Here is a 24,674-nt window from a genome sequence, read left to right on the forward strand (position 1 = left end):
ACGCCCGCCGCGACCCGCGGTACCGCGCAGCGCGGCCGACAGCATCCCCTCGATCAAAGGTGCCCTGGCATGACCCTTTCCGACGCGTCCGTCACCGCGACGCAACAGGACCGTGACTTCTCCGCGCTCCTGGACGAGCGGATCACCGAGTTCTTCGCGCGGGAACGCGAACGGGTCACCGGGATCTCCCCGCACGCGACCGTGCTCGTGGACGCGATCGAGGACCTCACGCGCGGCGGCAAGCGCCTGCGCGCACGGCTGTGCTACTGGGGCTGGCGCGCGGCGGGCGGGGCCGTGGCGGACGAGGTCGCCGTGGCCGCCGCGGCGTCCTTGGAACTTTTCCAGACCGCGGCGCTGATCCACGACGACATCCTGGACCGCTCGGACACGCGCCGCGGCAAGCCCAGTGTGCACCGCGTTTTCGAGGCTCTGCACCGCGATTCCGGGTGGTCCGCGGACGCTGCCCACTTCGGGGTCAGCGCGGCCGTCCTCACCGGGGACATGAGCCTGTCCTTCGCGGAACAACTCTTCGCCGACGCCACCGCGCGCGTCGCCGGGGACGCGGCCGCGACCGCACGGGAGATCTTCTCCACGATGCGCACCGAGGTCATGGCCGGGCAGTACCTGGACATCCACGCGGAGGTCGCTCCCGCCGTGGGCGACCCCGAGGAGCAACTCGAGCGTGCCATGACCGTGCTGCGCTACAAGTCCGCCAAGTACTCGGTGGAGCACCCCGTGGAGATCGGCGCGGCACTCGCCGGCGCGGACCGCGCGTTCCTCGCGGACTGCTCCGCGTTCGCGCTGCCGGTCGGCGAGGCTTTCCAATTGCGCGATGACGTCCTGGGGGTCTTCGGCGACCCGGAGACCACGGGCAAGCCCGCCGGGGACGACATCCGCGAGGGCAAGCGCACCGCGCTGATCGCACTGTGCGCGGCATCGAGTTCGGCCGAGGACATCGCGTGGCTCGAATCGGTGCTCGGCCGCGCGGAACTCACCGAGCAGGAGGTGCACCGCGCGCGGGACCTCATGCGGGACAGCGGCGCCCACGCGCGCTCGGAGGAACTCATCACGTCCCTCGTGCGCACCGCGGACACGCAGCTGGCGCGCTTGCGCACCGACGACGTCGCCCGGGCCGGACTGCAGGCGCTCGCCGACGCCGCCGTGCGCCGCGCCAAGTAGGCCGCCTCAGCGGGCGGGTGTCACCAGCCCAGGGCCTGTGCCCTGCGGCGCACCTCGGTCTTCTGGCCACGGCGCAGCGCGTCGATGGGCCGCCCGGGCAGGGACTCGTCCTCGGTGAACAGCCAGCGGATCGCCTGGGCGTCCGTGTAGGCGGCATCCCGCAGGACGGCCACGGTCCCCTTGAGGGAGTCCACGGGGCGGTCGCCGTCCATGAATTCGGCGGGGACCACACGCACGCGGTCTTCGGGTCGGCGCACCTCGAGCAGGGCGCCGTCGTCCACGAGCCGGTGCACCCGGGTGATCTGGATGTCCATGGCCTCGGCGATGTCGGGAAGGTAGGTCCACTCACCCACCAACGAGTCGAGTTCGGCGAATTCCTGGGCGGAGAGATCGGTTGAGTAGTTCACGAACCCTACTGTGCCACGGCGCACCGACCGGCTCACACACCGGTCGCGACCGGTGGTCGGGTAATCTGGGGGCACCGTGCTGTACCGGAGGGTGCCGCCGGATCTTCCCCCGCTCCCCCGTCCAGAGGTAGGAATCGCGAACATGCCGGTTGACCCGCCCCACGACCGCCGGTCCCCCCGTTCCACATGGTCCCGCCGCGCCGCGCAGGGCTCCGCCGCCGCGCTGGCCGCCCTCACCGCCCTGGGCACCGTGGGTTCCGCGCACGCCGCGCCGGCGCCCGCCCCGAACGTCCACGTGGCGCATCATGCCCAGTCCACGCACGTGACCGTGGCCCCCGGGGACTCCCTGTGGTCCCTGGCGACCGCCCACGGGGTGCGAGTCCAAGACCTGATGAGCGTCAACAAGCTCCCGGCCCACGGCATGATCCGTCCCGGCCAGCGGCTCGTGATCCCGGGATCGGACCGCGCTCCCGCCTCCTCCTCCGCGGCCGCATCGCGCGCCGACGACGCAGACCCGGCCGGCTCCGACCGCGGCGGCTCCCGGCGCCACACCGTGGCCGCCGGTGACACCCTGTGGGACCTCGCGCAGCGCTACGGCGTGAGCGTGGCCGAGCTCATGCGGGCCAACGGGGTCTCCGCTGCCTCCGTGTTGCGCCCGGGCCAGGGACTCACGATCCCGGGCGGGGCGGCGGGACCCGCCCGAGCGGCGTCGTCGTCCGAACCCGCCGCGACGGTGCGTGACGCTGGCACGGCCGCGGCCCCGAAGCACAAGGCCGCCGTGGGTGACACGTTCGCGGGCCGCACGTACCCCCGCGAGGTCGTGGAGTCCGCGAACCGACACCACGCCCAGTTGCAGCAGCGCCAACTGCCGGCCCCGGAGCAGATCCGCGAGATGGTGCGAGCGACCGCCCAGGAGTTGGGGGTGGACCCGGCGCTCGCGCTCGCTCACGCCTCGCAGGAATCCGGGTTCCGCCACGGGGTGGTCTCCCCCGCGGACGCCGTGGGCACCATGCAGGTGATCCCGTCCGCCGGTGAGTGGGCGTCCGCGATGGTGGGTCGGGACCTGGACCTGCTGGACCCCCAGGACAACATCACCGCGGGGGTCGCGCTGATCCGGGAGCTGCAGGCCAAGGCCCCCAACAAGGCCGCGGGGATCGGCGCCTACTATCAGGGACTGCACGGCGTGAAGACGTACGGTATGTACCCCGACACCAAGGCGTACGTGAAAGCCGTGAGCGCACAGGAACGAGAATTTGCCCAGTAGCAGCATGAACGACCACCGCGTGGGATCCCTGCTGGAGGGCCGGTACCAGGTCCGCCGCCTGATCGCCCGCGGTGGTACGGCCACGGTCTACGAGGGGCTCGACGAACGGCTCGAACGTCCCGTGGCCCTGAAGATCATGCACCCCCACGTCGCGGACGACCCGTCCTTCCTGGCCAGGGCACGGCGTGAGGCCAAGTCCGCCGCGCGCCTGCACCACCCCAACGTGGTGGCCGTCCTGGACCAGGGTCACACCGCGGATGGCGTGCTCTACCTGGTCCTGGAATACGTGGACGGGCCCACTCTGCGCGACGTCGTGGCCCATGAGGCGCCCATGACACCGCGCCGCACGCTCGACCTGCTGATCCCCGTGCTGCGCGGCCTCACCCAGGCGCACCGGATCGGCCTGGTCCACCGGGACGTGAAGCCCGAGAACGTCCTGCTGACCCGGGGCGGGCAGGTCAAGGTTGCCGACTTCGGACTGACCCGCGCCGTGGACGAGCACACCACGAGCACCACGGTCATGGGCACGGTGGGCTACGCCGCCCCCGAACTCGTGGGGGACGGCCCCGTGGACCAGCGCAGCGACGTCTACGCCGTGGGGATCATGGCGTACGAGATGCTCACGGGCTCACGCCCGTACACCGGTACCGCCCTGCAGGTCGCGACCGCCCACGTGAGCCGGGACGTCCCCGCCCCCAGTGGGCTCGCGCAGGGCGTCCCCGCCGCGCTCGACGAGTTCGTGCTGCGCGCGACGTCCCGCGACGCTGCCCAGCGCCCCGCCGACGCCGCGGCGCTGCTGGACCTCGCGCTGGCCATCCGACGCTCGCTGCCCGAGCAGATCGACCCGCCCTCACTGCGGGACACGGACACGGTCGTCCTGGGAGGCGGGTCCCACGCCTCGACGGCTGCGGCGGCGGTCGCCGGAGGGGCACTGGCCGGCGCTGCGGGAGCGTCCGCCGCTGCCGGCGCGGCCACCGTTCCCACCGCAGGAGGCGACGCCGCCGAGGCGCCGACGCAGGCACTCGGCGGAGTACCCACGGAGGCCCTCGGCGATACGGGAGCGGATCCCACCGGGGAGAACGCCACCACCCCGCTCGGTAGTCAGCACACGCATGGAATGGGCCGTCCCGGCGAGCGCGGGGCCGGTGCGCCGATCCTGCCCGCCTTCGAGCCCGATGCGACCGGGACCATCGCCATGACCCAGGTGGGCTCCACCGCCCACCGCTCCCGCGACACACCCCGGGTCCGGCTGAACCCCCAGCCCCTTGCCCTGCACCTGGCCGTGGGCGCCGTGGTCTTCGCGCTGCTGCTCTCGGTGGCCGGATTCCTGGGCTGGTGGCTCGGCTCGGCCCCCGGGACGGCGTCCGCGACCGTCCCTGCCGTCGCAGGTCAGGACACCGCAACCGCGGAACGCGCCCTCAACAGCGCGGGCATCTCCAACGTGGGCGTGCGCTCGACCACGAGCCCCGAGGTCCCGCAGGGCATCGTGATCGCCACGGATCCCGGGGCCTCCACCACCGTGCGCGGTATCGAGCAGGTCAACCTGGTGGTCTCCGAGGGTCCTGCCCGCGTGAGCGTTCCCACCGTGGTCGGTTCAGCGGGCGACGACGCCCGGGCCGCGATCACCGGCGCCGGGCTGCGCGTGGGCGAGATCTCGCGGGAGTACTCCGCGCAGGCCGTGGACACCGTGCTCGGGCAGTCCCCCGCTGCGGGGACGAGCGTGGACGAGGGCACGACCGTGGCCCTGACCCTCGCCGCGGACACCCCGCAGGGTGCACCGCCCAACGTGGTGGGCCAGGACGCGGACTCCGCCCGGCAGAGCCTCGAGGAGCAGGGGTACACGGTGGAGATCAACTCACCCATTGGTTCCCACCTCAACCGGGTCGTGCGCCAGCGTGAGGACGGGAACACGGTGATCCTCACCGTGTTGTGACGGTCGTGCGGACACGACCGCATGAGTGGCGACCGTGCTGTCACGACCACGCCGTGACACCCGCGCCCCGAAGGCGATGACGGCACGGACGCCTTACACACGAAAGATGACCCCGGCACCAACCGTGCCGGGGTCATCGCATGTCACCGGATCAGTTCTGCTGGGAGAGGTACTCCGCGACCAGGAACGCGATCTCCAGGGACTGCATGTGGTTCAACCGGGGGTCGCACAGCGTCTCGTAACGTTCGGCGAACGAGGACTCGTTGACCGGGTCGGACCCGCCCAGGCACTCCGCGACGTCGTCACCGGTCATCTCCACGTGGATGCCGCCCGGGAACGTACCCAGCGCGCGGTGCACCTCGAAGAAGCCGCGGACCTCATCCACGATGTCGTCGAAGTTGCGGGTCTTGTACCCCGAGGGCAGCGAGACCGTGTTGCCGTGCATGGGGTCCGTGACCCACACGGGCTTGGCACCCGACGCCTCCACGGCCTGGATCACCGGGGGCAGCTTCTCGCGGATGTTCTTGGCACCCATGCGGGTGATGAACGTCAGGCGACCCGGCTCGCGCTCGGGGTCCAGGGCATCGATGAGCCGCAGGGCGTCGTCGCCCGTGGTGGACGGGCCGAGCTTGACGCCGATGGGATTGCGCAACCGGGAGAGCAGGTCCACGTGCGCGCCGTCGAGTTCGCGCGTGCGCTCCCCGATCCACAGGAAGTGCGCGGATGTGCCGTACGGCAGGTTCGTGCGGGAGTCGATGCGGGTCAGTGCACGCTCGTAGTCCAGCAGCAGCGCCTCGTGACCCGCGAAGAACTCGGTGGTCTTGAGAGCGTCGAAGTCGGAGCCGCACGCGGCCATGAACTTCACCGCGTGATCGATCTCGCGCGCCATGGACTCGTAGCGGGCGTATGCCGGGTTGGCCGCGAAGCCCATGTTCCACGCGTGCACGCGGCGCAGGTCCGCGAACCCGCCCTGGGTGAAGGCGCGAATCAGGTTCAGCGTGGACGCGGACGTGTGGTAACCGCGCACCATCCGCTTGGGATCGTGAACGCGGGACTCCTCGGTGAAGTCGAAACCGTTGACCATCTCCCCACGGAACGAGGGCAGGGTCACGCCGTCGCGGGTCTCGTCGTTGGACGAACGCGGCTTGGAGAACTGCCCCGCCATGCGCCCCATCTTGACCACGGGCAGCGACGCGCCGTACGTGAGCACCACGGCCATCTGCAGCAGCGTGCGCACCCGGGCCGAGATCTTGTCCGCGGTGGCACCGGCAAACGTCTCGGCGCAGTCGCCGCCCTGCAGGAAGAACGCCTCACCGTTGGCCACCTGGGCCAGGCGCGCGCGCAGCCGGTCTACCTCCCCCGCGAACACGAGGGGCGGGACGGCGTTGAGCTCCTGCATGCTGCTCGCGAAGTCGGGGTGCTGCGCCCACTGGGGGTGCTGACCGATCGTCTTGTCCCGCCACTCGTCCAAGCCGGGATAGTTCGCCGCGCTCGGGGAGGGGGACGACACGGTTCGGATCTGTTCAGGCAGCGTTATGGAACTCATTCGGACAGTCTAGGCGGATTCCTTGGGACCGCGCTCGTCCGTTCCGTCATGTGAACGTCCCTGCAGCTTGGCGCCCAGGTTGCTCGCCTGCTGGGACACGGCGTCCGTGACCGCGCGTCCCTTGTCCCGGGTGGCCTCGACGACGTCGCGGGCCTGGTCCTTGAGCGCTGCGGTCTTCTCCTCGGCGAGCGCGCGCTTGTGATCAGCAGCGTAGACGTCCGCCATCTCCTGGCCAGAGATCTTCTGGATCGCGGCCATGATCTCGTCCGTCACGCGGCGCATGGTCGCTTGGTCCCCGTGCCGGGACATCAGGTCCGAGAAGTCCATGGGCTCACCGAAGACCGTGGTGACCTTGGCACGACGCGGATCCGGGAACCGTGAGCCCAGGGGCTGCATCTTGTCCGTGCCGAACATCGCCACGGGGATCACGGGGGCCCCGGTCTCCAGCGCGAGGCGGGCCACACCGATCTTCCCCTTGTAGAGCCGACCGTCCGGGGAGCGCGTGCCCTCCGGGTAGATCCCGATCAGCTTGCCCTCGGCGAGTGCCTGGCCGCCGGCACTGAGCGATTTGGCGCTGGCCTTGCCACCCCTGCGGTCCATGGGGATCTGGTTGATGGCTTTAAAGAACGCGCCGATCACGCGCCCCTTGAGCCCGGGGGTCGTGAAGTACTCGGACTTGGCCAGGAAATACACCTGGCGCGGCACGGCCACGGGCATAAAGATGGCGTCCGGGACGGACAGGTGGTTGCTCGCGAGGATCGCGGGGCCGTGCTCGGGGACGTTCTCCAGACCCACCACGGTGGGTCGGCACACCAGGTTGACCACGGGGCCCACCACGTAGGTCTTCAAGAACATGTACACCATGAGCGGGAGCCCTTTCGTCATCGCGGGAGTCACCGGATGCCCGCGGTGACCCGGCCGTGCACCGGTGCGCACGCGCGGCACCGTGCCTTTGTTCCGCCACATTCTCTCACGAGTTCTCGCGGCGGCTGGCACAATGGCGCCATGTTCTCCGATCAGCAACTCCACGGCCCCCTGCACCTTCCCGGCTCCTCCTCCGTGGGGGTCCTCCTACTGCACGGCTTCACGGCCACCACGGCCTCCGTGCGGGATTGGGCGCACGCCGTCCACGAGGCCACCGACGACGCCGGAGCCCACCCGGGCGTGCGCGTCCCCCTGCTGCCCGGGCACGGGACGCAGTGGGAGGAACTGGCCGAACAACCATGGCAGGCCTGGCGGGACGCCGTGGACGAACAGTACTGGGCGTTGCGCCGCGAGCACGACCGCGTGGTCGTGGGCGGGCTGTCCATGGGCGGCGCGCTGGCCCTGCACACCGCAGCCCGGCGGGAGGTCGCCGGGGTGCTGCTCGTGAACCCCGCGCTGTCCCTCGTGAACCGGATGGCGCGGTTCAGTCACCTGCTGAGTCCCGTGGTCGCGTCCCTGCCCGGGATCGGTGGCGACGTCAAGAAGGAGGACGTCCTGGAGTCCACCTACGACCGCACGCCCCTCGCCGCCGTCGCGCAGCTGAACGTGCTGATGCACCGGACCGTGCGCATGCTCCCGGCGATCACCGCGCCCACCGTGGTGTTCCGTTCCGAGGTGGACCACATCGTCTCCGGGGACTCCGCGGACCTGGTGGCCGAGCACAGTTCCGGGGACGTCCGCGTGGTCGATCTGCAGAACAGCTACCACGTGGCCACCCTGGATCACGATGCCCCGCTGCTCGAACGGATCTCCCGGGACGCGGTCCAGCGGTTGTCCCGGGGCGAGCAGTTCCTCCCCGAGGACCCGTCGTGAGTTCACGCCAACCACCGGAGGACCCGTTCGAGCGGATCATCCGCGGCAACTCGTGGGACGACGTCCCCCGCGACGACGAGGACCTCGAACCGTGGGCCGAGGACTTCCCGTGGGAGCCCCGCGAGCAACCGGCCGAGGAGATCCCCGTCGAACTGCGGGACACCCGGGAGGACGAACGCTACGAGCCTGATCCCGGGCCCGTTACGAGCGGGATCTCCCCCGCCATGCTGCGCGCCCTCAGCACCGTGCTCGCGGTCATCGTGATCATGGTCGGACTCACCCTGTTGCCCGGTCCCCTGCCCCCGGTTATGTGGCTGCTGGGCCTCGTGGGTCTGGTCACGGGTCTGTACCTGGTCTTCCGCGCGCTGCCGCAGGACTCCCCCGAGGACGACGACGGCGCCGTCGTCTGACGCGTCCGCGCGGCGCGTTCCAGCGGGTCCGGCTCCCCGGACGCGGGCGCCTCCGCCACAATCCTGCCGGGGTCGCCGTCATGTGGTGGACACGTCCAGTATGTGCCGGGAGTGAGGCGCGACACACAGTAGGCTGAGAGCCGTCCCCATCAGGAAGGTGCCCCTCCATGCGACGCGTCAGCGCCCCGGCCATCGTCGATCCCCTGCCGTACCCCGGCATCGCCCACATCCTTGCCGAACGCGCCGAGCAGAAGCCCGACACGGTGCTGTACACCGTGCTCGCAGAAGGGCGCGAGCGGGACGTCACGGCGCGACAGTTCCGTGACGAGGTCGTGGCCCTGGCCCGCGGGATCGCCGCGAAGGGCATCCGCCCCGGCGAGCGCGTGGGCCTACTGAGCCGCACGCGCTACGAGTGGACGCTCGTGGACTTCGCCCTGTGGTGGGCCGGCGCAGTGCCGGTGCCCGTCTACGACACGTCCTCCCCCGATCAGATCGCCCACATCATGTCCGATTCGCAGGCCGTGGCGATCTTCGTGGAGACCGACGAACTGGCCGAACGCGTGCAGCGGGCCACCGGGATCACGGAGTTCGCGGCCGCACGGCGGATCTGCGTCTTCGACACCGCTTCCAGCGAAAACTCCCTGGAGGCCATGATCGCGGGCGGCGCGGACCGCACGGATCTGCAGACGCCCTACGACGGCGTGACCCTGGACGACGTCGCGACCCTCATCTACACCTCGGGGACCACGGGTGCGCCCAAGGGCTGCGAACTGACCCACCGCAATTTCGTGTCGTGCTCGCAGAACACCATCCCGGTGGCCGGTGCCGTCATGGCCGGGGGGTCCCGCACCCTCATGTTCCTGCCGCTCGCGCACGTGTTCGCCCGGTTCGTGGAGGTCACGTCCCTGGACGCCGGGATCACCCTGGCCCACACGCCGGATGTCTCCCACCTCATGGAGGACCTCGACCGGTTCAAGCCCACGTTCATCCTGGCCGTGCCCCGCGTGTTCGAGAAGATTCTGGTGGGCGCGCGGTTCAAGGCCCAGGCCGGTTCGCCGGTGAAGAAGCTGATCTTCGAACGGGCCGTTGCGACCGCCGTCGCGTGGTCACGCGCCGCCGTGAAGGGCCCCGTGCCGCCGCTGCTCGAAGCCCGCCACCGCCTCTACGACAAGCTCGTGTACTCCACGCTGCGCCAGGCCATGGGCGGGGACGTGCGCTACGCCGTCTCCGGGGGTGCGAGTCTGGGCGACTACCTCGCGCACTTCTTCAACGGGATCGGTGTGTACGTGGTCGAGGGCTACGGGCTCACCGAGACGACCGCCCCCATCGCGGCGAACTTCCCGAGCCTCAACCGGCTCGGTACGGTGGGCCACCCGATCCCCGGCAACGAAGTCGCGATCGCCGCGGACGGGGAAATCCTCGTGCGCGGCGCCAACGTGTTCAAGGGCTACCACGGGCTGCCCGATAAGACCGCCGAGGCGTTCTTCGACGCTTGGTTCGCCACCGGGGACCTGGGCCACCTGGACGACGAGGGGCTGCTCACGGTCACGGGGCGCAAGAAGGAGATCATCGTCACCGCGGGCGGCAAGAACGTGATCCCCAACCAACTCGAGGATCCCATCCGGGCCTCCGCGACCGTGGGGCAGATCATGGTCGTCGGGGACGACCGCCCCTTCGTGGCCGCCCTGATCACCCTGGACCCCGAGACGCTGCCCAAGGTGCTGCCCGGACTCGGGCTGGATCCGACCATGAGCGTCGACCGGGCCGCACGCGAGGAGGCCGTCATCGACCACGTCCAGAAGATCGTGGACCACGCCAACGCCAAGGTCTCCCGCGCGGAGGGCATCAAGGCCTTCCGCATCCTGGACCGTGACCTCACGATCGAGGACGGCCACCTCACTCCGTCCATGAAGCTCAAGCGGGCCAAGGTCGCCCAGGACTTCGCGCGCGAGATCGAGGACATCTACGCGCGCTGACAGCCCGCCGACGCCGCGGGGTGCCCGGGCCAGGAACTGCGCTTCGCATACCGGGGTCCGGGGGCCCGGTTTAGTTCTTCGTGCGCTGCCCGGGGACGTCCAGACCCAGCAGCGCGTTCTCCACGACCTCCGCGAGCGCGGGGTGGATCCAGTACTGGCCGCGTGCCATTTCGTGGGCCCGCAGCCCGAAGGACATGCCCTGGACGAGCGGCTGGATCAGGTTGGAGGAATCGCGGCCGATGAGGTGTGCCCCCAGCAGCTCGCCGGTGCGGGCGTTCGCGATGAGTTTGCAGATCCCGGCGTGGTCCTCCATGGCCCAGCCGTAGGCCACGTCCCCGAAGTCCTGTTCCTTGACCGTGATCCGCTCGTCGTTCCGGGCGGCCCAGTCGCGGGCCTGGACCTCGGTCATGCCCACGGACGCGATCTGCGGTTCGGTGAACACCGCGGACGGCACGTAGCGGTGATCGGTCGCGCGCAGATCTTGCGGGTGCACCACGTTGTGGGAGACCGTGCGGGCCTCGGCGTTGGCCACGTGCTTGAGCTGGTACGGGGAGCACACGTCCCCGAGGGCCCACACGCCGGTTACGGGTTTCCCATCCGAGAGCACACGCTGGTACTCGTCCACGGCGAGCAGACCGCCGCCGGTGACGTCCAGGTGGGCGGCTTCCGGGCGCAGCGTGTCCGCATTGGGGACGCGCCCCGTGGCCAGCAGGACGACGTCGGCGGTGCCGTCCCAGTGCTGCCCGGAACCGTCGGAGGCCTGCGCCGACACCGTCAGGCGGCCGTCCTCGGCACGCTCGATCCCGGACAGCGTCCACCCGAGTTGCAGGTCCCACTGTTCAGCGGCCTCGCGCGTGAAGCGTTCGGCGATCGTGTCGTCGTGTTCGCGCAACAAGCGCTGCGAACGGTTGAGCTGGGTCACGGAGGCGCCCAGTCCGCGGAAAACGTGGCAGAACTCGGCGGCCACGTACCCGCCGCCCACCACGATGACGTCTCGGGGGAACTCGTCCAGGCGCATCACCGTGTCCGAGGTGTGTACCCCGGGCAGGTCGGTACCCAGCACGTCCGGGATGCTGACCCGCGAACCGTTGGCCAGCACGATCTCATCGGCGGTGATCCGCTGCCCGGACTCGGTCTCGAGGACCTTGGGTTCCACGAAGTGCACGTACTCCTGGATCACCGTGACGTTGTCGAGCGACTCGCGGTACTGCAGCCCGTTCTTGGAGATCGCGTCGATCCGGGCGAAGATGCGATCCCGCATGCCGGGCCAGTCCACACCCTCGATCACGGCATCCAGGCCCAGCCGTATGGCGTCCCGCGCTTGGTCCCCCACGGTGGCCGGGTAGGCGTACATCTTGGTGGGGATGCACCCCACGTTGAGGCACGTGCCGCCGAACCGCCCGGGTTCCACGATGGCGACGTCGAGGTCCGCGTGCTCGTCTGTGAGGATGGAGTTGCCGGAGCCGGAGCCCACGATGATCAGGTCGAAAGAACGCATGCTCCCCATCCTAGGCCGCCGCCCCGCGCGTCCGAGGACAGGCGGGGCGGCGGGATCCGTCACTCGGGGTCGATCACCAGCACCAGGTCCCCGCCGCTGACGTGCGCGGTGTCCGCCAGTGCCACGCGGGAAACCGTGCCCGAGACCGGCGCGGTGATGGACGCCTCCATCTTCATGGCCTCGATCGTGGCCACTGAGTCCCCCGCGGCGACCTTTGCCCCCTCGGAGACCGTGACCGTGACCGCACCTGCGAAGGGTGCCGCCACGTGCCCGGGCTTGGAGGTGTCCGCCTTCTCGGTCTCCACGGCCTGGGACTTCACCGACTCGTCGCGGATCTCGAGCAGGCGCAGCTGACCGTTGAGGGTCACCATGACCGTGCGCATCCCCTTCTCGTCCGGTTCGGAGATCGCCTGCAGGGTGACCAGCAGCCGCACCCCCTTGCCGAGCGAGATGACGTGCTCGTGGTCCTGTTTCAGCCCGTACAGGAAGTCGCGGGTGTGCAGGAGGGAGATGTCCCCGTACTTGGTGCGCGAGTTCTGGTAGTCGCGCGTGGGGCCGGGGAAAAGCAGCCGGTTCAGGGCCGCGCGGCGCACCTCGCCCGGCTGGGCGAGCTCCTCGACATCCTGCCCCGAGAGCTCCTCGTCCGCCAGGTGCACGGTGCGTCCCTCCAGCGCCTTGCTGCGGAACGGTTCCGGCCAGCCCGCGGGCGGGGTGCCGAGCTCGCCGGCGAGGAAGTTGATCACGGAGTCCGGGATGTCGAACTTGCGGGGATCGGCCTCGAACTCGGCGGGGTCCACGTCCATGCCCACGAGCTGCAGGGCGAGGTCGCCCACCACCTTGGACGACGGCGTGACCTTGACCAGGTGCCCCAGCATCCGGTCCGCGGCGTGGTACATGTCCTCAATCGCCTCGAACTTCTCCCCGAGCCCCAGCGCGATGGCCTGCTGGCGCAGGTTTGAGAGCTGTCCGCCCGGGATCTCGTGGCGGTACACGCGCCCGGTGGGCCCGGTCAGCCCGGACTCGAAGGGCTTGTAGATGGAGCGCACCACTTCCCAGTAGGGCTCCATGTCGCTCACGGCGTCCAGGTCAAGTCCGGTGTCCCGGTCCGTGTTCTCGAGCGCGGCCACGAGCGCGGAGCCCGAGACCTGGGACGTGGTGCCGGCCATGGACGCGGATGCGGCGTCGACGGCGTCGACCCCGGCCTCCGCAGCGGCGAGCAGCGTGGCGAGCTGACCGCCCGCGGTGTCGTGGGTGTGCAGGTGCACCGGCAGGTCGAAGCGCTCGCGCAGGGCCGCCACGAGACGCCGCGCGGCCTCCGGGCGCAGCAACCCCGCCATGTCCTTGATCGCCAGGATGTGCGCGCCGGCGTCCACGCACTGCTGAGCGAGGTCCAGGTAGTAGTCGAGCGTGTAGACGTTCTCCTGCGGGTCGAGCAGGTTGCCCGTGTAACACAGGGCCACCTCGGCCACCGCGGTGCCCGTAGCCCGCACCGCCTCGATGGCCGGGCGCATCTGCTCGACGTCGTTGAGCGCGTCGAAGATCCGGAAGATGTCGACGCCGGTCTCGGCCGCCTCCGCGACGAACGCGTTGGTCACCTCCACCGGGTACGGCGTGTACCCCACGGTGTTGCGCCCGCGCAGCAGCATCTGGATGGGGATGTTCGGCATCGCCTCGCGCAGCAGCCGCAGCCGCTCCCACGGGTCCTCCCCCAGGAAGCGCAGCGCGACGTCGTACGTGGCACCGCCCCAGGCCTCGACCGAGAGCAGCCCCGGCAGCAGGTGCGCGTACGCGGGTGCCGCCGCGAGCAGGTCGCGGGTGCGCACACGAGTGGCCAGCAGGGACTGGTGGGCGTCACGGAACGTGGTGGACGTCACTGCGAGCGGTTCGTGGTTCCGCAGGGTGCGCGCGAAGCCCTCGGGCCCCTGCTCCTGGAGAACCTGGCGCCAGCCGGAGGGCACCTCGTGGGAGGACGGGCCGTCGAACGGGCTGCGGAAGGGTTCGTCCCGCTTGTCCCCGGGGTAGTGCGGGAGCTTGTCGCGCGGGTCCATGCCGTCGATGCGCTCGCCGTGGGGCTTGTTGACCGTCACCTCCGCGAGATAGTTCAGCGCGCGGGTGCCGCGGTCCGCCGAGCCCTTGCCCTTGAGCAGGTCCGGGTGGTTCTCGATGAAGTCCGTGGCCACGTCCCCGGCCAGGAAGTCCGGATTGTGCAGCACGGCCTGCAGGAACTGGATGTTGGTGGCGATCCCGCGGATGCGAAACTCGGCGAGCGCGCGGCGGGCGCGGTGCACCGCGGTGGTGTAGTCGCGACCGCGGCACGTGAGCTTCACGAGCATCGAGTCGAAGTGCGGGGAGATCTCCGCGCCCGCGTAGAGCGTGCCGCCGTCCAGGCGCACGCCGGCGCCACCGGCGGAACGGTAGGCCGAGACCTTCCCCACGTCCGGGCGGAAGTCGTTGGCGGGATCCTCCGTGGTGATGCGGCACTGCAGGGCGGCCCCGCGCACGCGCAGCGCGTCCTGCGAGATGCCCAGGTCGTCCAGGCTCTCGCCGGCGGCGATGCGCAACTGGGACTGGACCAGGTCCACGTCCGTGATCTCCTCGGTCACGGTGTGCTCCACCTGGATCCGGGGGTTCATCTCGATGAACACGTGCTGCCCCGCGCGTTCCCCCGCGGTGTCCACGAGGAACTCCACGGTGCCCGCGTTGACGTAGCCGAGCTCTTTGGCGAACTTCACCGCGTCCCGGTGCAGGGCGTCACGGATCTCCTCGTCCAGGTGCGGTGCCGGGGCGATCTCGATGACCTTCTGGTGCCGGCGCTGCAATGAGCAGTCCCGTTCGAACAGGTGCACGATGTTGCCCTCATTGTCCGCGAGGATCTGCACCTCGATGTGCCGCGGACGCAACACGGCCTGCTCGATGAACACGGTGGGGTCACCGAACGCGGTGTCCGCCTCGCGCATCGCGGCGTCGAGCGCTTCCGCCAACTGTTCGGGCTTCTCCACGCGCCGCATCCCGCGGCCACCGCCACCGGCGACCGCCTTGACGAACACCGGGAAGCCGATCTTCTCCGCGGCCTCGATCAACGTCTCCTTGTCCGAGGAGGGGTCCGAGGACTCGAGCGTGGGGATGCCCGCGCGCCGCGCGGCCCGCAACGCCTCGACCTTGTTCCCGGCGAGTTCCAGGATCTCGGCGCGCGGACCCACGAACGTGATGCCCTCCGCCTCGGCCGCGCGCGCCAGGTCCGGGTTCTCGGACAGGAAACCGTAGCCCGGGTAGATGGCGTCCGCCCCGGACTCCTTGGCCACGCGCACAATCTCGGCGACGTCCAGGTACGCGCGGACCGGGTGGCCCTCCTCCCCGATGTGGTAGGCCTCGTCCGACTTCTGGCGGTGGATCGAATTGCGGTCCTCGTACGGGAAGACGGCAACGGTCTTGGCGCCGAGTTCGTACGCCGCTCGGAACGCGCGAATGGCAATCTCGCCGCGGTTGGCCACCAGGATCTTGGAGAACATGACTACCGTTTCCGCACGCGGCGACCTGTGGGGCCCGCGCACTGGGTGAGGAGACGACTACCGGAACAGCTTACGTGAGCCACGCCTCGGCAGGGTAGCCCGGATTTCGTGTCCCCTGTGCCGGTCCAGGCAACATCCGCCGCTCGTGGTGACACCTACCGCTCATGACGACGACGCCGCGCGGCACCGCCCGGCCCGGCTCGCGACGTGCGGTGATCCACCCACTAGCATGGAACAGGCTGGTGGACAGCCCCCATTTCAGGTGACAGAAGGGTGATCCGTGCAGATCGTCAGCATCAGCAGCCTCAAGGGCGGGGTGGGCAAGTCCTCCGTGGTCCTGGGGTTGGCCTCCGCCGCTCTCGAAGCACACGTCCCCACGCTCGTGGTGGACCTGGACCCCCACGGCGACGCCTCCACGGCGCTCGGCGTCCACGCCCGCCCGGGGCACGAGGTGGGCACCGTGCTGCGCCGCCCCCGCAAGGGTGCACTGGCCTCCGTGGCCACGGCGTCTTCGTGGACCAAGCATCCCATCACCCCGCACACCGTGCCCGCGGGCCCGGGCGCGCCTGCCGACAGGTCATCGACCGGGGACGGCGCACGAGCCGTGCTGGACGTGGCACCCGGCTCCGCGGCGTCGTCGCACCTGGACCACGCCGCGTTCCGGACCAAGGACCTCAAGCGTCTCGAGACCGCGCTGCGGGGACTGGCCCGCTACGACCTCGTGCTGATCGACTGCCCGCCCACCCTGAGCGCGCTGACCCGCATGGCGTGGGCCGCGTCCCACAAGGTGCTCTCCGTGGCCGAGCCGTCCCTGTTCTCCGTGGCGGGCACCAAGCGCACCATGACGGCGCTCGCGCAGTTCGAGACCTCGCGGATCTGGGCCGTCCCGGAGGCCGGGGTGGTGATCAACCGCGTGCGCGACGACTCGGTCGAACAGCGTCACCGCATGCGAGAACTGCAGGAGTTGTTCGGACCGCTCGTGGTGGATCCCGTGCTGCCGGACCTGGCCGTGATGCAGCAGATCCAGGGGGCCGCGTGGCCCGTCCACCGCTGGCCGGGTGCCCCGGCTGAGGATCTCGCGCAGCGCTTCGGCACCATTCTGGCGGGCCTCGCGCGCTGATCCCGCAACCCGCGGCGGCGGGGTGCGGTGGCGGGTCAGCCCGCGTTCTTCTTGCGACGGCGTGCACGCCGGGCGGACAACTCGTCCTCCGGGAACGGGCCCGCGGCGGGGGCCCCGTCCAGGCTCGTGTGTTCGCCCGGCATAGAGGCCAGCGTGCCCTCGACCTCGCGCCACACTCGACCCACAGCGATCCCGAACACGCCCTGACCGCCCTGGACCAGGTCGATGACCTCGTGGGGGGACGTGCATTCGTAGACGCTCGCGCCATCGGACATGAGCGTCAACCGCGTGAGGTCCTCGATGTTGCGCAGCCGCAGCGCACCCACCGCCGAGCGGATCTGCTGCAGGGAGACACCGGTGTCGAGCAGGCGCTTGACGACCTTGAGCACCAGGATGTCCCGGAAGCTGTAGAGCCGCTGCGACCCGGAGCCCTTGGCGCCGCGCACGGTGGGTTCCACGAGATCGGTCCGGGCCCAGTAGTCGAGCTGGCGGTACGTGATCCCCGCGGCCTTGCACGCGGTGGGACCGCGGAAGCCCACAGTCTCGTCGTAGCCGCCCAGGTTGTCAGTGAACAACATCTCCTGGGTGCCGCCGGCGAGGGAAGATGCGCGCAGCCGTGCCGCGTCCAGCGGCAGCTCCGGATTGCTCAAGCGTCCTCCTCGTGCGTGGGTAGGGGTGTCCGACCCCCGGACACGGGCACCAGCTCGCTGACGCCTCCTCGACGGTAAACCCACGGGTGGAGCGGGTCAAAGACATTGCCCACGGGCGGGCCCGTGTCGTCAGCCTACCCGCACGGGGCCCGGACGGGGTGGAATCAGGACTGGAAATCGTCCGGATCCACGTGGTCCAGGAAATCCCGGAATTCCCGGACCTGGGCCTCGGCCTCCTGCGGTTGGTCCCCCGCCTGTTCCCGCAGCTCCCCGTCCGGGCTGAGCACCAGACCGGCCTCGTCCAGCACGGCCGCGGCGCACAGGATGGGGCACGACGTGCGCGCGGCGATCGCGAGGGCGTCCGAAGCGCGGGCGTCCACCACGGTGCCGTCGTCGAAGGAGATGGCCGCGTGGAACACCGTGTTCTCCACCGTGTGCACCACGACGTCCCGCACGCTGCGCCCGAGCTGGTCCACCACGGACAACAGGAGGTCGTGTGTAAGGGGACGCGGGGGCTCGATGCCCTGCAGCGCGAACACGATGGACGTGGCCTCGTTGGTCCCCATCCAGATGGGTAGACGCCGGGCGCCCTGAAGTTCGCTCAGCACGACCACGGGCTGGCCCGTGGGCACGTCCATGCGCACCCCGGCGATCTCCATGCGCACGTTCGGGCTCATTGCGCGCTCCCGTCCGTGTCCGCCGAGGCGAACGGTTGCACCGTCTCCTCCACCTGCGAGGTCACAAGCGCGGTCATCACGGTGAGGCACAGCGAGGCGATCTCTCGAGCCCGCTGCACGGCCCTCCGCCGCGTCTCGGGGTCCCTGCGGTTGCGCAACGGTGAGATGCTGCCCTCGACCAGGGCGATCACGCGCTCCGAGGCGCCCCGCAGCACCCGCAGGTGCCGCGGTTCGATCCCGTACCCGTTGAGCTTGCCCGCAGCCACGGCCACGGTAAGTGCGTGGCCGTCGAACGCGCCGACCCGTTCCACGAGCAGGCCGTGGTTGAGCAGTTCCCGCAGCAGCGGCACGTCCGTGCCCGACCGCGCCGCGAGCTCGCGCAGGGTGTACCGTCGACCGCCGTCCGGAACCGGTGAAGTGGGTTCGGGGTCGACGCCGTCCCCGGAGCGTCCGGTCCCCGGTTCCTGCCGCTCGGTGTCCTGCGCGGGATCCTCGCCCCGGTCCAAGCGGTCACGGATGACCCGCAACGGGAGGTAGCGCTCACGCTGCAGCGTCAACACGGTCTCCAACCGGGCGACGTCCTCGTGCGAGTACTTGCGGTACCCCGAGGCGCTCCGCAACGGGTGCACGAGTCCCTGGTCCTCAAGGAAGCGCACCTTGGACGCGGTCAGTTCAGGGAACTGCGGCTGCAATCGGCGCAGTAACGCCCCGATACCCACCCGCGGGATCTGCGGTCGTTCGGAATCAGGCATGGAGCGCGTCAGGAACCGTTCTGCACGGAGTGGTAGTACGTAAACCGGAACTTGCCGATCTGGACCTGGTCGCCGTTCTCCAGCACCTTGGTGGCGACGCGGTCACCGTTGACGTAGGTGCCGTTGAGGGAGGACTGGTCCACTGCCTCGAACGTACCGCTGCGTCGGATGAACTCCACATGACGGCGGGACACCGTAACGTCGTCCAGGAACACCGAGCACGCCGGGTGACGACCCGCGACGATCTCGTCCCGGTCCAGCAGGAACCGGGCACCGGTCAGCCCGCCGTTCGTCTCCAGCAGCAGCGCGGAGCCCGGGGGCAGAGAGGCCACCGCGTTCTGCTCACTCTCGGAGAGTTTGTGGTGAGCGGCATGGGCCAGCACATCCCCCACGATCTGGATGGATGTGGTCTCCGGACCCGCCTGGGTACCGGATTTCTCATGGTTCGACATCAGGGTTCCCTCACCTCACGTGAAGTTGGCGTATTCAGTCCAGCAACTGCTGGTAAGCATCGGCATCCAATAGCTGCCCGGCGGCATCCGAGGAGTCCACACGCACGGTGAACAGCCAGCCGGATCCGTACGGGGACTCGTTGAGCGCGCCGGGGTTGTCCACGAGGTCGTCGTTGACGCTCATGATCTCGCCGCTGACGGGCGCGAAGAGGTCGCTCACGGACTTGGTGGACTCGACCTCCCCCACCACGTCCCCGGCGGAGACGGTGTCCCCGACCTCCGGTAGTTGGACGAACACGACCTCGCCCAGTTCGTTCTGTGCGTGGTCCGTGATGCCCACGCGGAAAGTGTTGTCCTCGTGGAGGTCCTCGACCCACTCGTGTTCTTCGGTGTACGCGAGTTCCGCGGGAATGTTGGTCATGTCGGTCAGTTTAGGGCACGACTCACGCAGTCGGGTTCATCACACGTGCGCGTGTGCAGCGCGCCGCTGTCAGCTGAACGGCCTACGAGGACCAGGCGCGCTCACGCGACGCTCAGCCGGTACCGCCCCGGCGGGTGTACTTTGACCCCGTGCCCATCACCGAGGCCCTCCGCCAGGCCGCGATCCGCGCGCGCACGCACGGGTCCAGGATCCCCCGCGCCGTCCCCCTGAGCCGACGACGCCGCGATCCGCTGCACCTGCACGAGCTCACCCCCGCCCGGTCCGCACGGATCATCGTCACGGCCTTCCTGGTGGCGGTGCTCACGGGCACCGCGCTACTCATGCTGCCCCCAGCCACCACGGCTCCCGGGGGCACGGACGTGCTCACGGCGGCGTTCACCGCGACCTCCGCGTTGTGCGTGACCGGCCTGGTCACGGTGGACACCGCGACCTACTGGACGCCATTCGGTCAGGTGGTCATCATCTGTCTGATCCAGGTGGGTGGCCTGGGTGTCATGACGTTCACGACCATGCTGGGGATCCTGCTGGCCCGTAAATTCGGCCTGTCCTCCCGGTTGCTCGCCAACGTGGAGACGAAATCCCGCGGCGGAGCGCGCAAGGTGGTCGCACGCATCGTGGCGACCACCGCCGTGATCGAGAGCATCGCGGCGCTCATCCTGTTCCTGCGGTTCTGGGGCCACTACCACTACCCGCCGGGCACCGCCCTGGCCCACGCGGGGTTCCACGCCGTGTCCGCGTTCAACAACGCGGGATTCGCGCTGTACACGCTCAACGTCATGGACTTCGCGGGCGACGCCTGGATCCTGCTCACGCTCGCGGCGTGCGTGATCCTGGGCGGGCTAGGCTTCCCGGTGCTCTACGAACTGCGCCGCCACATCCGGGTGCCCCGGCGCTGGAGCATGAACACCCGGCTCGTGCTGCTCGTGACCCCCGTGCTGCTCGCAGGAGGCACGCTGTTCCTGCTGGTGCTCGAGTGGAACAACCCGAGTACCCTGGGCGGCCAACCGCCAGCGGTCAAGCTGCTCAACGCGTTCTTCCAGTCCACGATCTCCCGCACCGCGGGCTTCAACAGCATCGACATCGGTCACATGCACCCGGTGTCGTGGCTCGGGATGGACATCCTGATGTTCATCGGCGGCGGCCCCGCGGGCACGGCCGGCGGTCTCAAGGTCACGACGTTCGGGGTGCTGTTCTTCGTGGCCCTCACCGAAATCCGGGGTGGCGCCGCGGTACCCGTGCTCGGCAAGCAGCTCTCCCGCTCCGTCCAGCGCGAGGCCATCACGGTCGTGGTGCTCGCGACCGTGGCGGTGATCGGTGGCACGATGCTCATCATGCTCACGGACACCGGCCTGGGCCTGGACCGTGTCCTGTTCGAGTCCGTCTCCGCGTTCGCGACCGTGGGACTGAGCACGGGGATCACCCCCACGCTCGCCCCGTTCGCGCAGTGGGTGTTGATCGCCCTGATGTTCACGGGCAGACTCGGCCCGGTCACCGTGGCCGCGGCCATCGCATTCGGCCGCCGCCCACCCCGTTACGAACTACCCAAGGAACGACCGCTCATCGGATGAGCCCGGGCCCCGCCCGCGCCACCCGTGGACCCGGTGCTCGACGACCACGACCCACGAAGGAAGCCCGATGTTCGGATCCCACCCCGCCGCGTCATCCCGCAACGCCATGGCCAACGCCGTGGTCGTGATCGGGCTGGGCCGCTTCGGCGGTGCCCTGGCCACGGAACTGATGCGCAACGGCACGGACGTGCTGGGCGTGGACATGGACGAGACGGTGGTCCAGCGCTTCAACGGCAAGCTCACGTCCGTGGTGCGCGCGGACGCCACGGACGAGGACGTGCTGCGGGAGCTGTCCGTGGACGAGTTCGACCGCGCGGTCGTGGGCATCGGTTCGGACATCCAGGCGAGCATTCTCGCGGCGTCCCGGCTCGTGAAGTTCGGGTGCCCCGCGATCTGGGCCAAGGCCATCACGGAGCCCCACGCGGAGATCCTGACCCAGATCGGCGTGCAGCACGTGGTCAATCCCGAGAGCGACATGGGCACGCGTGCCGCGCACCTGATCCAGCACCGGATCCTGGACTTCGTGCCCATCGACACGGACTACGCCCTGGTGCGGTGCACCCCACCGGAACCCATCCAGCAACGACCCATGGACCTGCTCAACGTGCGGCGTCGGTTGGGGGTCTCGGTCGTGGCCGTATGCCGCCCGGGCGGTCAGTGGGAGCCCATCGAACCCGGCACCATGCTCTACGACGACGACCAGATCCTCGTGACCGGGCCCACCGCCAAGGTAGAGCACTTCTCGAACCTGACCTGAGGGTGTTCCTATAGGAACCGAGTCAGTCGGCGCAGCTCACGGGCCGTAGCCGCGGGAGCGCCGTCGGGGCGCACGAGGGCGTCGAGGCGGCGGCGCAGTGCGGCGTCGTCGCACTCCAGGCCGATGGCCACGACCCGGGACCGCGCGGGTTCGTCGGAGGGCCGTGACACCCGGTCCACCGAGACGTATCCCGCCACGGAGTGCGCCACGAACCGGCGGATCCCCCGGCCCGCGGCGACATCCACGATCGCCTTGATCCGGTGGACGGACGCGGGCGGGTCTTCGATGCAGCACAGGCACCCGCCCGCGATCGACACGGGTTCGGCAACGTGCCCCGCCACGAGCGCGGCATCGACATTCACGTCCCCGAAGTCGTTGATGATCACACCGATCCGCGCGCCGCCGGTCGCGAGGAAGTGGTTGAGCACCGTGGTCTTGCCGGAACCCAGGTAGCCGGTGAGGATCAGGACGGGAAGCGAGCTCGGCATGGGTCCATGATTATCAGTCCGCGAGCATGTCCCGCACGAGGGGCGCAACACGCGTGCCGTAGAGCTCGATGCTACGCATGAGCTTGCCGTGGGACAGCGGGCCCGTGGAGATCTTCAGGTCGAAGCGTGAGGCACCCAGGGCCCGCACGCCCGCGGCGATCTTACGGGCCACGGTCTCGGGAGATCCCACGGCCATGGACCCGTGCTCCACCTCCTCCAGGAAGGACTCCTCGGTGGGTGCGGGCCACCCGCGCTCGGCTCCGATGCGCTCGGTGGAGATCGTGTAGGGGCGGAAGAACTCCTCGCGGGCCTGCTCGTCGGTGTCGGCGACGTACCCGTAGGAGTGGTAGGCCACGGGGTTGTCGGAATGGCCGAACTCGGCGAGCGCGCGGCGGTAGAGGTCGCTGAACGGCGAGAACCGCTCCACGGGCCCGCCGATGATCGCGAGCATGAGCGGGAGGTCGTAGTGCGCGGCCCGCACAACCGATTGCGGGGAACCACCCACCGCGATCCACGTGGGCAGCGGTCCGTTCTCGAGCGGCGGGTAGAGGATCACGTCCCGCAGGTCCTGGGTCAGCGTGCCCTTCCACGTCACCGGCTGACTCGTGCGCAGCGCCGCGAACAGCGCGAGCTTCTCCTCGAACAGTGCCTCGTAGTCCTGCAGGTCGTATCCGAACAGCGGAAAGGACTCGGTGAACGAGCCACGGCCCAGCACGACCTCAGCCCGCCCATGGGACAGCGCGTCCAGCGTGGCGAAGCGTTCGTACACGCGCACCGGGTCGTCCGAGCTGAGCACCGTCACGGCCGTGCCCAGGCGCAACCGCTCGGTGCGCGTGGCGATCCCGGCGAGCACGACGTCCGGGGCGGAGATCGCGAAGTCGTCCCGGTGGTGCTCCCCGATCCCAATCGAGTGCAGCCCCACCTGATCCGCGAGCACCGCTTGCTCCACCACGTTGCGGACGGTCTGCGCGTGCGAGACGGGGCGGTCGTCGTCGTCCCACGTGACGTCCCCGAAGGTGTCGATTCCCAGTTCAACTGCCATGCCACGCATAACATTGTGGACACGTCAGCTATTCCGGTGGCGGCCCCATGCGGGTGGCCGGTCGCTTCCCCACCCCGCGGGCTCTTGCTAGGCTCGATCGCAATGCCCGCGTTCCCGATCGCGACCGCCGCGCGCCCGCACGCCGTCCCTCGCGGCAGCGTGTCTCCGGGTCTGCTCGTCCGATCCGTGGGTACGAACGGCCAGGTGTCCTCGTGGGGCGCCAACCAGGCCGGCGCACCGCCGTCGGCCTCCGTCCACTGACCCCGGAGCCGTTGCCGGCGCTCGTGAGCGCCCACGCCGTCCTCCGGCCCGCTCTGACCTCATGTCACCCCGGACCTAGGTGGACCCTTGCTACTTGCCTGCCTTGCGGGCGCACTGCTCACGTGCGCGCTCGCCCCCCCCTGTTGACCCGCGCGTTCGGCCGCAACGTCGGGTGGCTGCTCGCGGTGCCCCTGCTCGGCGCCGCGGCGTTGGTCGCCCTCGGGTACGACGACGCCGCGCACTCCCCCGCCGAGCCCACCCCCGCGGTGGTCGAGTCGCTGCCGTGGATCCCGTCCCTGGACGTGGGGCTCGACCTGCGCCTGGACGGGCTCTCGCTGGTCTTCCGGATCCTGCGCGGACCCACGGAGGCGGACCGCGCGGTTGCGGGTGACCTGTTGCTGTTCGGGTTCGTGGGTCTGATCGCGTTGTTCGGTGTGCGCGTGGCCAACGAGTACACCTTCGACATCGTGCTCGTGGCCGCGCTCGTGGGATTCCTCAGCGCGGTGTCCCTGGCACGGGCTCTGACCAGGGGGAAGCGATGAACGAAATCCTGACCGTGCTGGGCGACGTCCTGATCATGGCCGGGGCCCTCGTATTCGCGACCGCCGCCCTGGGGGTGGCCCGTTTCCGGGACGCGTACATGCGGGTCTCGGCCGTGGGGACCGCGGGCGGGCTCGGCATCGTGTTCGTGGTGACGGGGGCATTGCTGCTGCAGCCGTCCGTGTCCAACGTGGTCAAGGTCGTGCTCATCATCACGATCCACCTGATCACGTCCGCGGTGGGGACCATGGCGATCGCGCGATCGGCATATCTCACGGGGACTCCCCTGGAGCGGTACGCGTTCGACGAGCTGGCCGCGGATACGCCCGGCACGGAGCGGGACTCGGAACCCGCACGGAAGCCTGCCGTGGACTGAGGACCGCACGTCCCGCCCCCGGCACCGGGT

At 69.9% G+C, this 24,674-nt stretch carries 23 protein-coding genes; 11 read left to right on the top strand and 12 right to left on the bottom strand.

The window, feature by feature from the left end; translation table 11 throughout:
- The first annotated feature begins 69 nt into the window (after window positions 1-69).
- Complete coding sequence (locus Q9R22_RS09995; RefSeq protein WP_131333103.1) at window positions 70-1,179, top strand: polyprenyl synthetase family protein; 1,110 nt, start codon at window positions 70-72, stop codon at window positions 1,177-1,179.
- Between the two features lie 20 nt (window positions 1,180-1,199).
- Here Q9R22_RS09995 and Q9R22_RS10000 read toward each other — a convergent pair whose 3' ends face one another.
- Window positions 1,200-1,586: an Rv2175c family DNA-binding protein gene (locus Q9R22_RS10000; RefSeq protein WP_131333104.1), complete on the bottom strand. Its 387-nt coding sequence runs from the start codon at window positions 1,584-1,586 to the stop codon at window positions 1,200-1,202.
- A gap of 142 nt (window positions 1,587-1,728) precedes the next feature.
- Here Q9R22_RS10000 and Q9R22_RS10005 point away from each other — a divergent pair, with 142 nt between their 5' ends.
- Both Q9R22_RS10005 and Q9R22_RS10010 read left to right on the top strand, forming a co-directional pair.
- A complete protein-coding gene (locus Q9R22_RS10005) occupies window positions 1,729-2,850 on the top strand; it encodes a LysM peptidoglycan-binding domain-containing protein (RefSeq protein ID WP_131333105.1) in 1,122 nt (373 codons plus the stop codon).
- Window positions 2,851-2,854: 4 nt separating this feature from the next.
- A complete protein-coding gene (locus tag Q9R22_RS10010) occupies window positions 2,855-4,783 on the top strand; it encodes a protein kinase domain-containing protein (protein ID WP_131333106.1) in 1,929 nt (642 codons plus the stop codon).
- Window positions 4,784-4,934: 151 nt separating this feature from the next.
- On the opposite strand, the gene Q9R22_RS10015 is transcribed toward Q9R22_RS10010, so the two are convergent.
- Together Q9R22_RS10015 and Q9R22_RS10020 are read right to left on the bottom strand one after the other, a co-directional pair.
- Complete coding sequence (locus Q9R22_RS10015) at window positions 4,935-6,329, bottom strand: class II 3-deoxy-7-phosphoheptulonate synthase (protein WP_098055245.1); 1,395 nt, start codon at window positions 6,327-6,329, stop codon at window positions 4,935-4,937.
- 9 nt (window positions 6,330-6,338) lie between these two features.
- The gene (locus Q9R22_RS10020; protein WP_311254185.1) at window positions 6,339-7,184 is read right to left on the bottom strand and encodes a lysophospholipid acyltransferase family protein; all 846 of its coding nucleotides are present in this window, start codon (window positions 7,182-7,184) and stop codon (window positions 6,339-6,341) included.
- A gap of 150 nt (window positions 7,185-7,334) precedes the next feature.
- Between Q9R22_RS10020 and Q9R22_RS10025 the strand changes: the two genes are divergently transcribed.
- The 3 genes from Q9R22_RS10025 to Q9R22_RS10035 all read left to right on the top strand — a co-directional run bounded on the left by Q9R22_RS10025 (window position 7,335) and on the right by Q9R22_RS10035 (window position 10,512).
- Window positions 7,335-8,126 carry a carboxylesterase gene (locus Q9R22_RS10025; RefSeq protein ID WP_131333107.1) on the top strand — a complete coding sequence of 264 codons (792 nt, stop codon included), beginning with the start codon at window positions 7,335-7,337 and terminating at the stop codon, window positions 8,124-8,126.
- Window positions 8,123-8,536 (top strand): hypothetical protein, encoded by a 414-nt coding sequence (locus Q9R22_RS10030; protein WP_131333108.1) that lies wholly within the window; start codon window positions 8,123-8,125, stop codon window positions 8,534-8,536. The genes Q9R22_RS10025 and Q9R22_RS10030 overlap by 4 nt, the downstream gene beginning before the upstream one ends.
- Window positions 8,537-8,703: 167 nt before the next feature.
- Window positions 8,704-10,512, top strand: a complete 1,809-nt coding sequence (locus tag Q9R22_RS10035; RefSeq protein WP_131333109.1) for a long-chain fatty acid--CoA ligase — start codon at window positions 8,704-8,706, stop codon at window positions 10,510-10,512.
- Window positions 10,513-10,582: 70 nt separating this feature from the next.
- On the opposite strand, the gene Q9R22_RS10040 is transcribed toward Q9R22_RS10035, so the two are convergent.
- A complete protein-coding gene (locus tag Q9R22_RS10040) occupies window positions 10,583-12,010 on the bottom strand; it encodes a mycothione reductase (RefSeq protein ID WP_131333110.1) in 1,428 nt (475 codons plus the stop codon).
- Between the two features lie 59 nt (window positions 12,011-12,069).
- On the bottom strand, window positions 12,070-15,519 hold the full coding sequence (locus Q9R22_RS10045) for a pyruvate carboxylase (protein WP_131333111.1): 3,450 nt from the start codon (window positions 15,517-15,519) through the stop codon (window positions 12,070-12,072).
- A gap of 280 nt (window positions 15,520-15,799) precedes the next feature.
- On the opposite strand from Q9R22_RS10045, the gene Q9R22_RS10050 reads away from it, so the two are divergent.
- Window positions 15,800-16,639, top strand: a complete 840-nt coding sequence (locus Q9R22_RS10050) for a ParA family protein (RefSeq protein WP_131333112.1) — start codon at window positions 15,800-15,802, stop codon at window positions 16,637-16,639.
- Between the two features lie 35 nt (window positions 16,640-16,674).
- Here Q9R22_RS10050 and Q9R22_RS10055 read toward each other — a convergent pair whose 3' ends face one another.
- From Q9R22_RS10055 to gcvH, 5 genes are all read right to left on the bottom strand, one after another.
- Window positions 16,675-17,217: a MerR family transcriptional regulator gene (locus Q9R22_RS10055; protein WP_131333952.1), complete on the bottom strand. Its 543-nt coding sequence runs from the start codon at window positions 17,215-17,217 to the stop codon at window positions 16,675-16,677.
- Between the two features lie 236 nt (window positions 17,218-17,453).
- Window positions 17,454-17,966, bottom strand: a complete 513-nt coding sequence (locus Q9R22_RS10060; RefSeq protein WP_131333113.1) for a bifunctional nuclease family protein — start codon at window positions 17,964-17,966, stop codon at window positions 17,454-17,456.
- Window positions 17,963-18,718 carry a MerR family transcriptional regulator gene (locus Q9R22_RS10065; protein ID WP_131333114.1) on the bottom strand — a complete coding sequence of 252 codons (756 nt, stop codon included), beginning with the start codon at window positions 18,716-18,718 and terminating at the stop codon, window positions 17,963-17,965. Before Q9R22_RS10065 ends, Q9R22_RS10060 begins: the two co-directional genes overlap by 4 nt.
- Before the next feature lie 8 nt (window positions 18,719-18,726).
- Complete coding sequence (locus Q9R22_RS10070) at window positions 18,727-19,170, bottom strand: FHA domain-containing protein (protein ID WP_064845760.1); 444 nt, start codon at window positions 19,168-19,170, stop codon at window positions 18,727-18,729.
- A gap of 34 nt (window positions 19,171-19,204) precedes the next feature.
- Complete coding sequence (gcvH, locus tag Q9R22_RS10075) at window positions 19,205-19,591, bottom strand: glycine cleavage system protein GcvH (protein WP_131333115.1); 387 nt, start codon at window positions 19,589-19,591, stop codon at window positions 19,205-19,207.
- A gap of 149 nt (window positions 19,592-19,740) precedes the next feature.
- Between gcvH and Q9R22_RS10080 the strand changes: the two genes are divergently transcribed.
- Both Q9R22_RS10080 and Q9R22_RS10085 read left to right on the top strand, forming a co-directional pair.
- The gene (locus Q9R22_RS10080; protein ID WP_131333116.1) at window positions 19,741-21,180 is read left to right on the top strand and encodes a TrkH family potassium uptake protein; all 1,440 of its coding nucleotides are present in this window, start codon (window positions 19,741-19,743) and stop codon (window positions 21,178-21,180) included.
- A gap of 67 nt (window positions 21,181-21,247) precedes the next feature.
- Window positions 21,248-21,937 carry a TrkA family potassium uptake protein gene (locus Q9R22_RS10085; protein WP_131333117.1) on the top strand — a complete coding sequence of 230 codons (690 nt, stop codon included), beginning with the start codon at window positions 21,248-21,250 and terminating at the stop codon, window positions 21,935-21,937.
- An 8-nt stretch (window positions 21,938-21,945) separates the two neighbouring features.
- On the opposite strand, the gene Q9R22_RS10090 is transcribed toward Q9R22_RS10085, so the two are convergent.
- Both Q9R22_RS10090 and Q9R22_RS10095 read right to left on the bottom strand, forming a co-directional pair.
- Window positions 21,946-22,425 (bottom strand): GTP-binding protein, encoded by a 480-nt coding sequence (locus Q9R22_RS10090; RefSeq protein ID WP_131333118.1) that lies wholly within the window; start codon window positions 22,423-22,425, stop codon window positions 21,946-21,948.
- Between the two features lie 13 nt (window positions 22,426-22,438).
- On the bottom strand, window positions 22,439-23,467 hold the full coding sequence (locus tag Q9R22_RS10095) for an LLM class flavin-dependent oxidoreductase (protein WP_131333119.1): 1,029 nt from the start codon (window positions 23,465-23,467) through the stop codon (window positions 22,439-22,441).
- Between the two features lie 383 nt (window positions 23,468-23,850).
- Here Q9R22_RS10095 and Q9R22_RS10100 point away from each other — a divergent pair, with 383 nt between their 5' ends.
- Window positions 23,851-24,270, top strand: coding sequence for a monovalent cation/H+ antiporter complex subunit F (locus Q9R22_RS10100; protein WP_311254186.1), 420 nt, complete (start codon window positions 23,851-23,853; stop codon window positions 24,268-24,270).
- Complete coding sequence (locus Q9R22_RS10105; protein ID WP_131333120.1) at window positions 24,267-24,644, top strand: monovalent cation/H(+) antiporter subunit G; 378 nt, start codon at window positions 24,267-24,269, stop codon at window positions 24,642-24,644. The genes Q9R22_RS10100 and Q9R22_RS10105 overlap by 4 nt, the downstream gene beginning before the upstream one ends.
- Window positions 24,645-24,674 lie beyond the last annotated feature (30 nt).

It is taken from the genome of Kocuria sp. PD6, assembly GCF_031844145.1.
Lineage (GTDB): Bacteria > Actinomycetota > Actinomycetes > Actinomycetales > Micrococcaceae > Kocuria > Kocuria marina.

Coding starts and splice junctions, on each gene's coding strand:
- Q9R22_RS09995 (WP_131333103.1), top strand. CDS start 70: ATGACCCTTTCCGACGCGTCCGTCACCGCGACGCAACAGGACCGTGAC.
- Q9R22_RS10005 (WP_131333105.1), top strand. CDS start 1,729: ATGCCGGTTGACCCGCCCCACGACCGCCGGTCCCCCCGTTCCACATGG.
- Q9R22_RS10010 (WP_131333106.1), top strand. CDS start 2,855: ATGAACGACCACCGCGTGGGATCCCTGCTGGAGGGCCGGTACCAGGTC.
- Q9R22_RS10015 (WP_098055245.1), bottom strand. CDS start 6,329: ATGAGTTCCATAACGCTGCCTGAACAGATCCGAACCGTGTCGTCCCCC.
- Q9R22_RS10020 (WP_311254185.1), bottom strand. CDS start 7,184: ATGTTCTTGAAGACCTACGTGGTGGGCCCCGTGGTCAACCTGGTGTGC.
- Q9R22_RS10025 (WP_131333107.1), top strand. CDS start 7,335: ATGTTCTCCGATCAGCAACTCCACGGCCCCCTGCACCTTCCCGGCTCC.
- Q9R22_RS10035 (WP_131333109.1), top strand. CDS start 8,704: ATGCGACGCGTCAGCGCCCCGGCCATCGTCGATCCCCTGCCGTACCCC.
- Q9R22_RS10040 (WP_131333110.1), bottom strand. CDS start 12,010: ATGCGTTCTTTCGACCTGATCATCGTGGGCTCCGGCTCCGGCAACTCC.
- Q9R22_RS10045 (WP_131333111.1), bottom strand. CDS start 15,519: ATGTTCTCCAAGATCCTGGTGGCCAACCGCGGCGAGATTGCCATTCGC.
- Q9R22_RS10055 (WP_131333952.1), bottom strand. CDS start 17,217: ATGTTGTTCACTGACAACCTGGGCGGCTACGACGAGACTGTGGGCTTC.
- Q9R22_RS10060 (WP_131333113.1), bottom strand. CDS start 17,966: ATGAGCCCGAACGTGCGCATGGAGATCGCCGGGGTGCGCATGGACGTG.
- Q9R22_RS10065 (WP_131333114.1), bottom strand. CDS start 18,718: ATGCCTGATTCCGAACGACCGCAGATCCCGCGGGTGGGTATCGGGGCG.
- Q9R22_RS10070 (WP_064845760.1), bottom strand. CDS start 19,170: ATGTCGAACCATGAGAAATCCGGTACCCAGGCGGGTCCGGAGACCACA.
- gcvH (WP_131333115.1), bottom strand. CDS start 19,591: ATGACCAACATTCCCGCGGAACTCGCGTACACCGAAGAACACGAGTGG.
- Q9R22_RS10085 (WP_131333117.1), top strand. CDS start 21,248: ATGTTCGGATCCCACCCCGCCGCGTCATCCCGCAACGCCATGGCCAAC.
- Q9R22_RS10090 (WP_131333118.1), bottom strand. CDS start 22,425: ATGCCGAGCTCGCTTCCCGTCCTGATCCTCACCGGCTACCTGGGTTCC.
- Q9R22_RS10095 (WP_131333119.1), bottom strand. CDS start 23,467: ATGGCAGTTGAACTGGGAATCGACACCTTCGGGGACGTCACGTGGGAC.
- Q9R22_RS10105 (WP_131333120.1), top strand. CDS start 24,267: ATGAACGAAATCCTGACCGTGCTGGGCGACGTCCTGATCATGGCCGGG.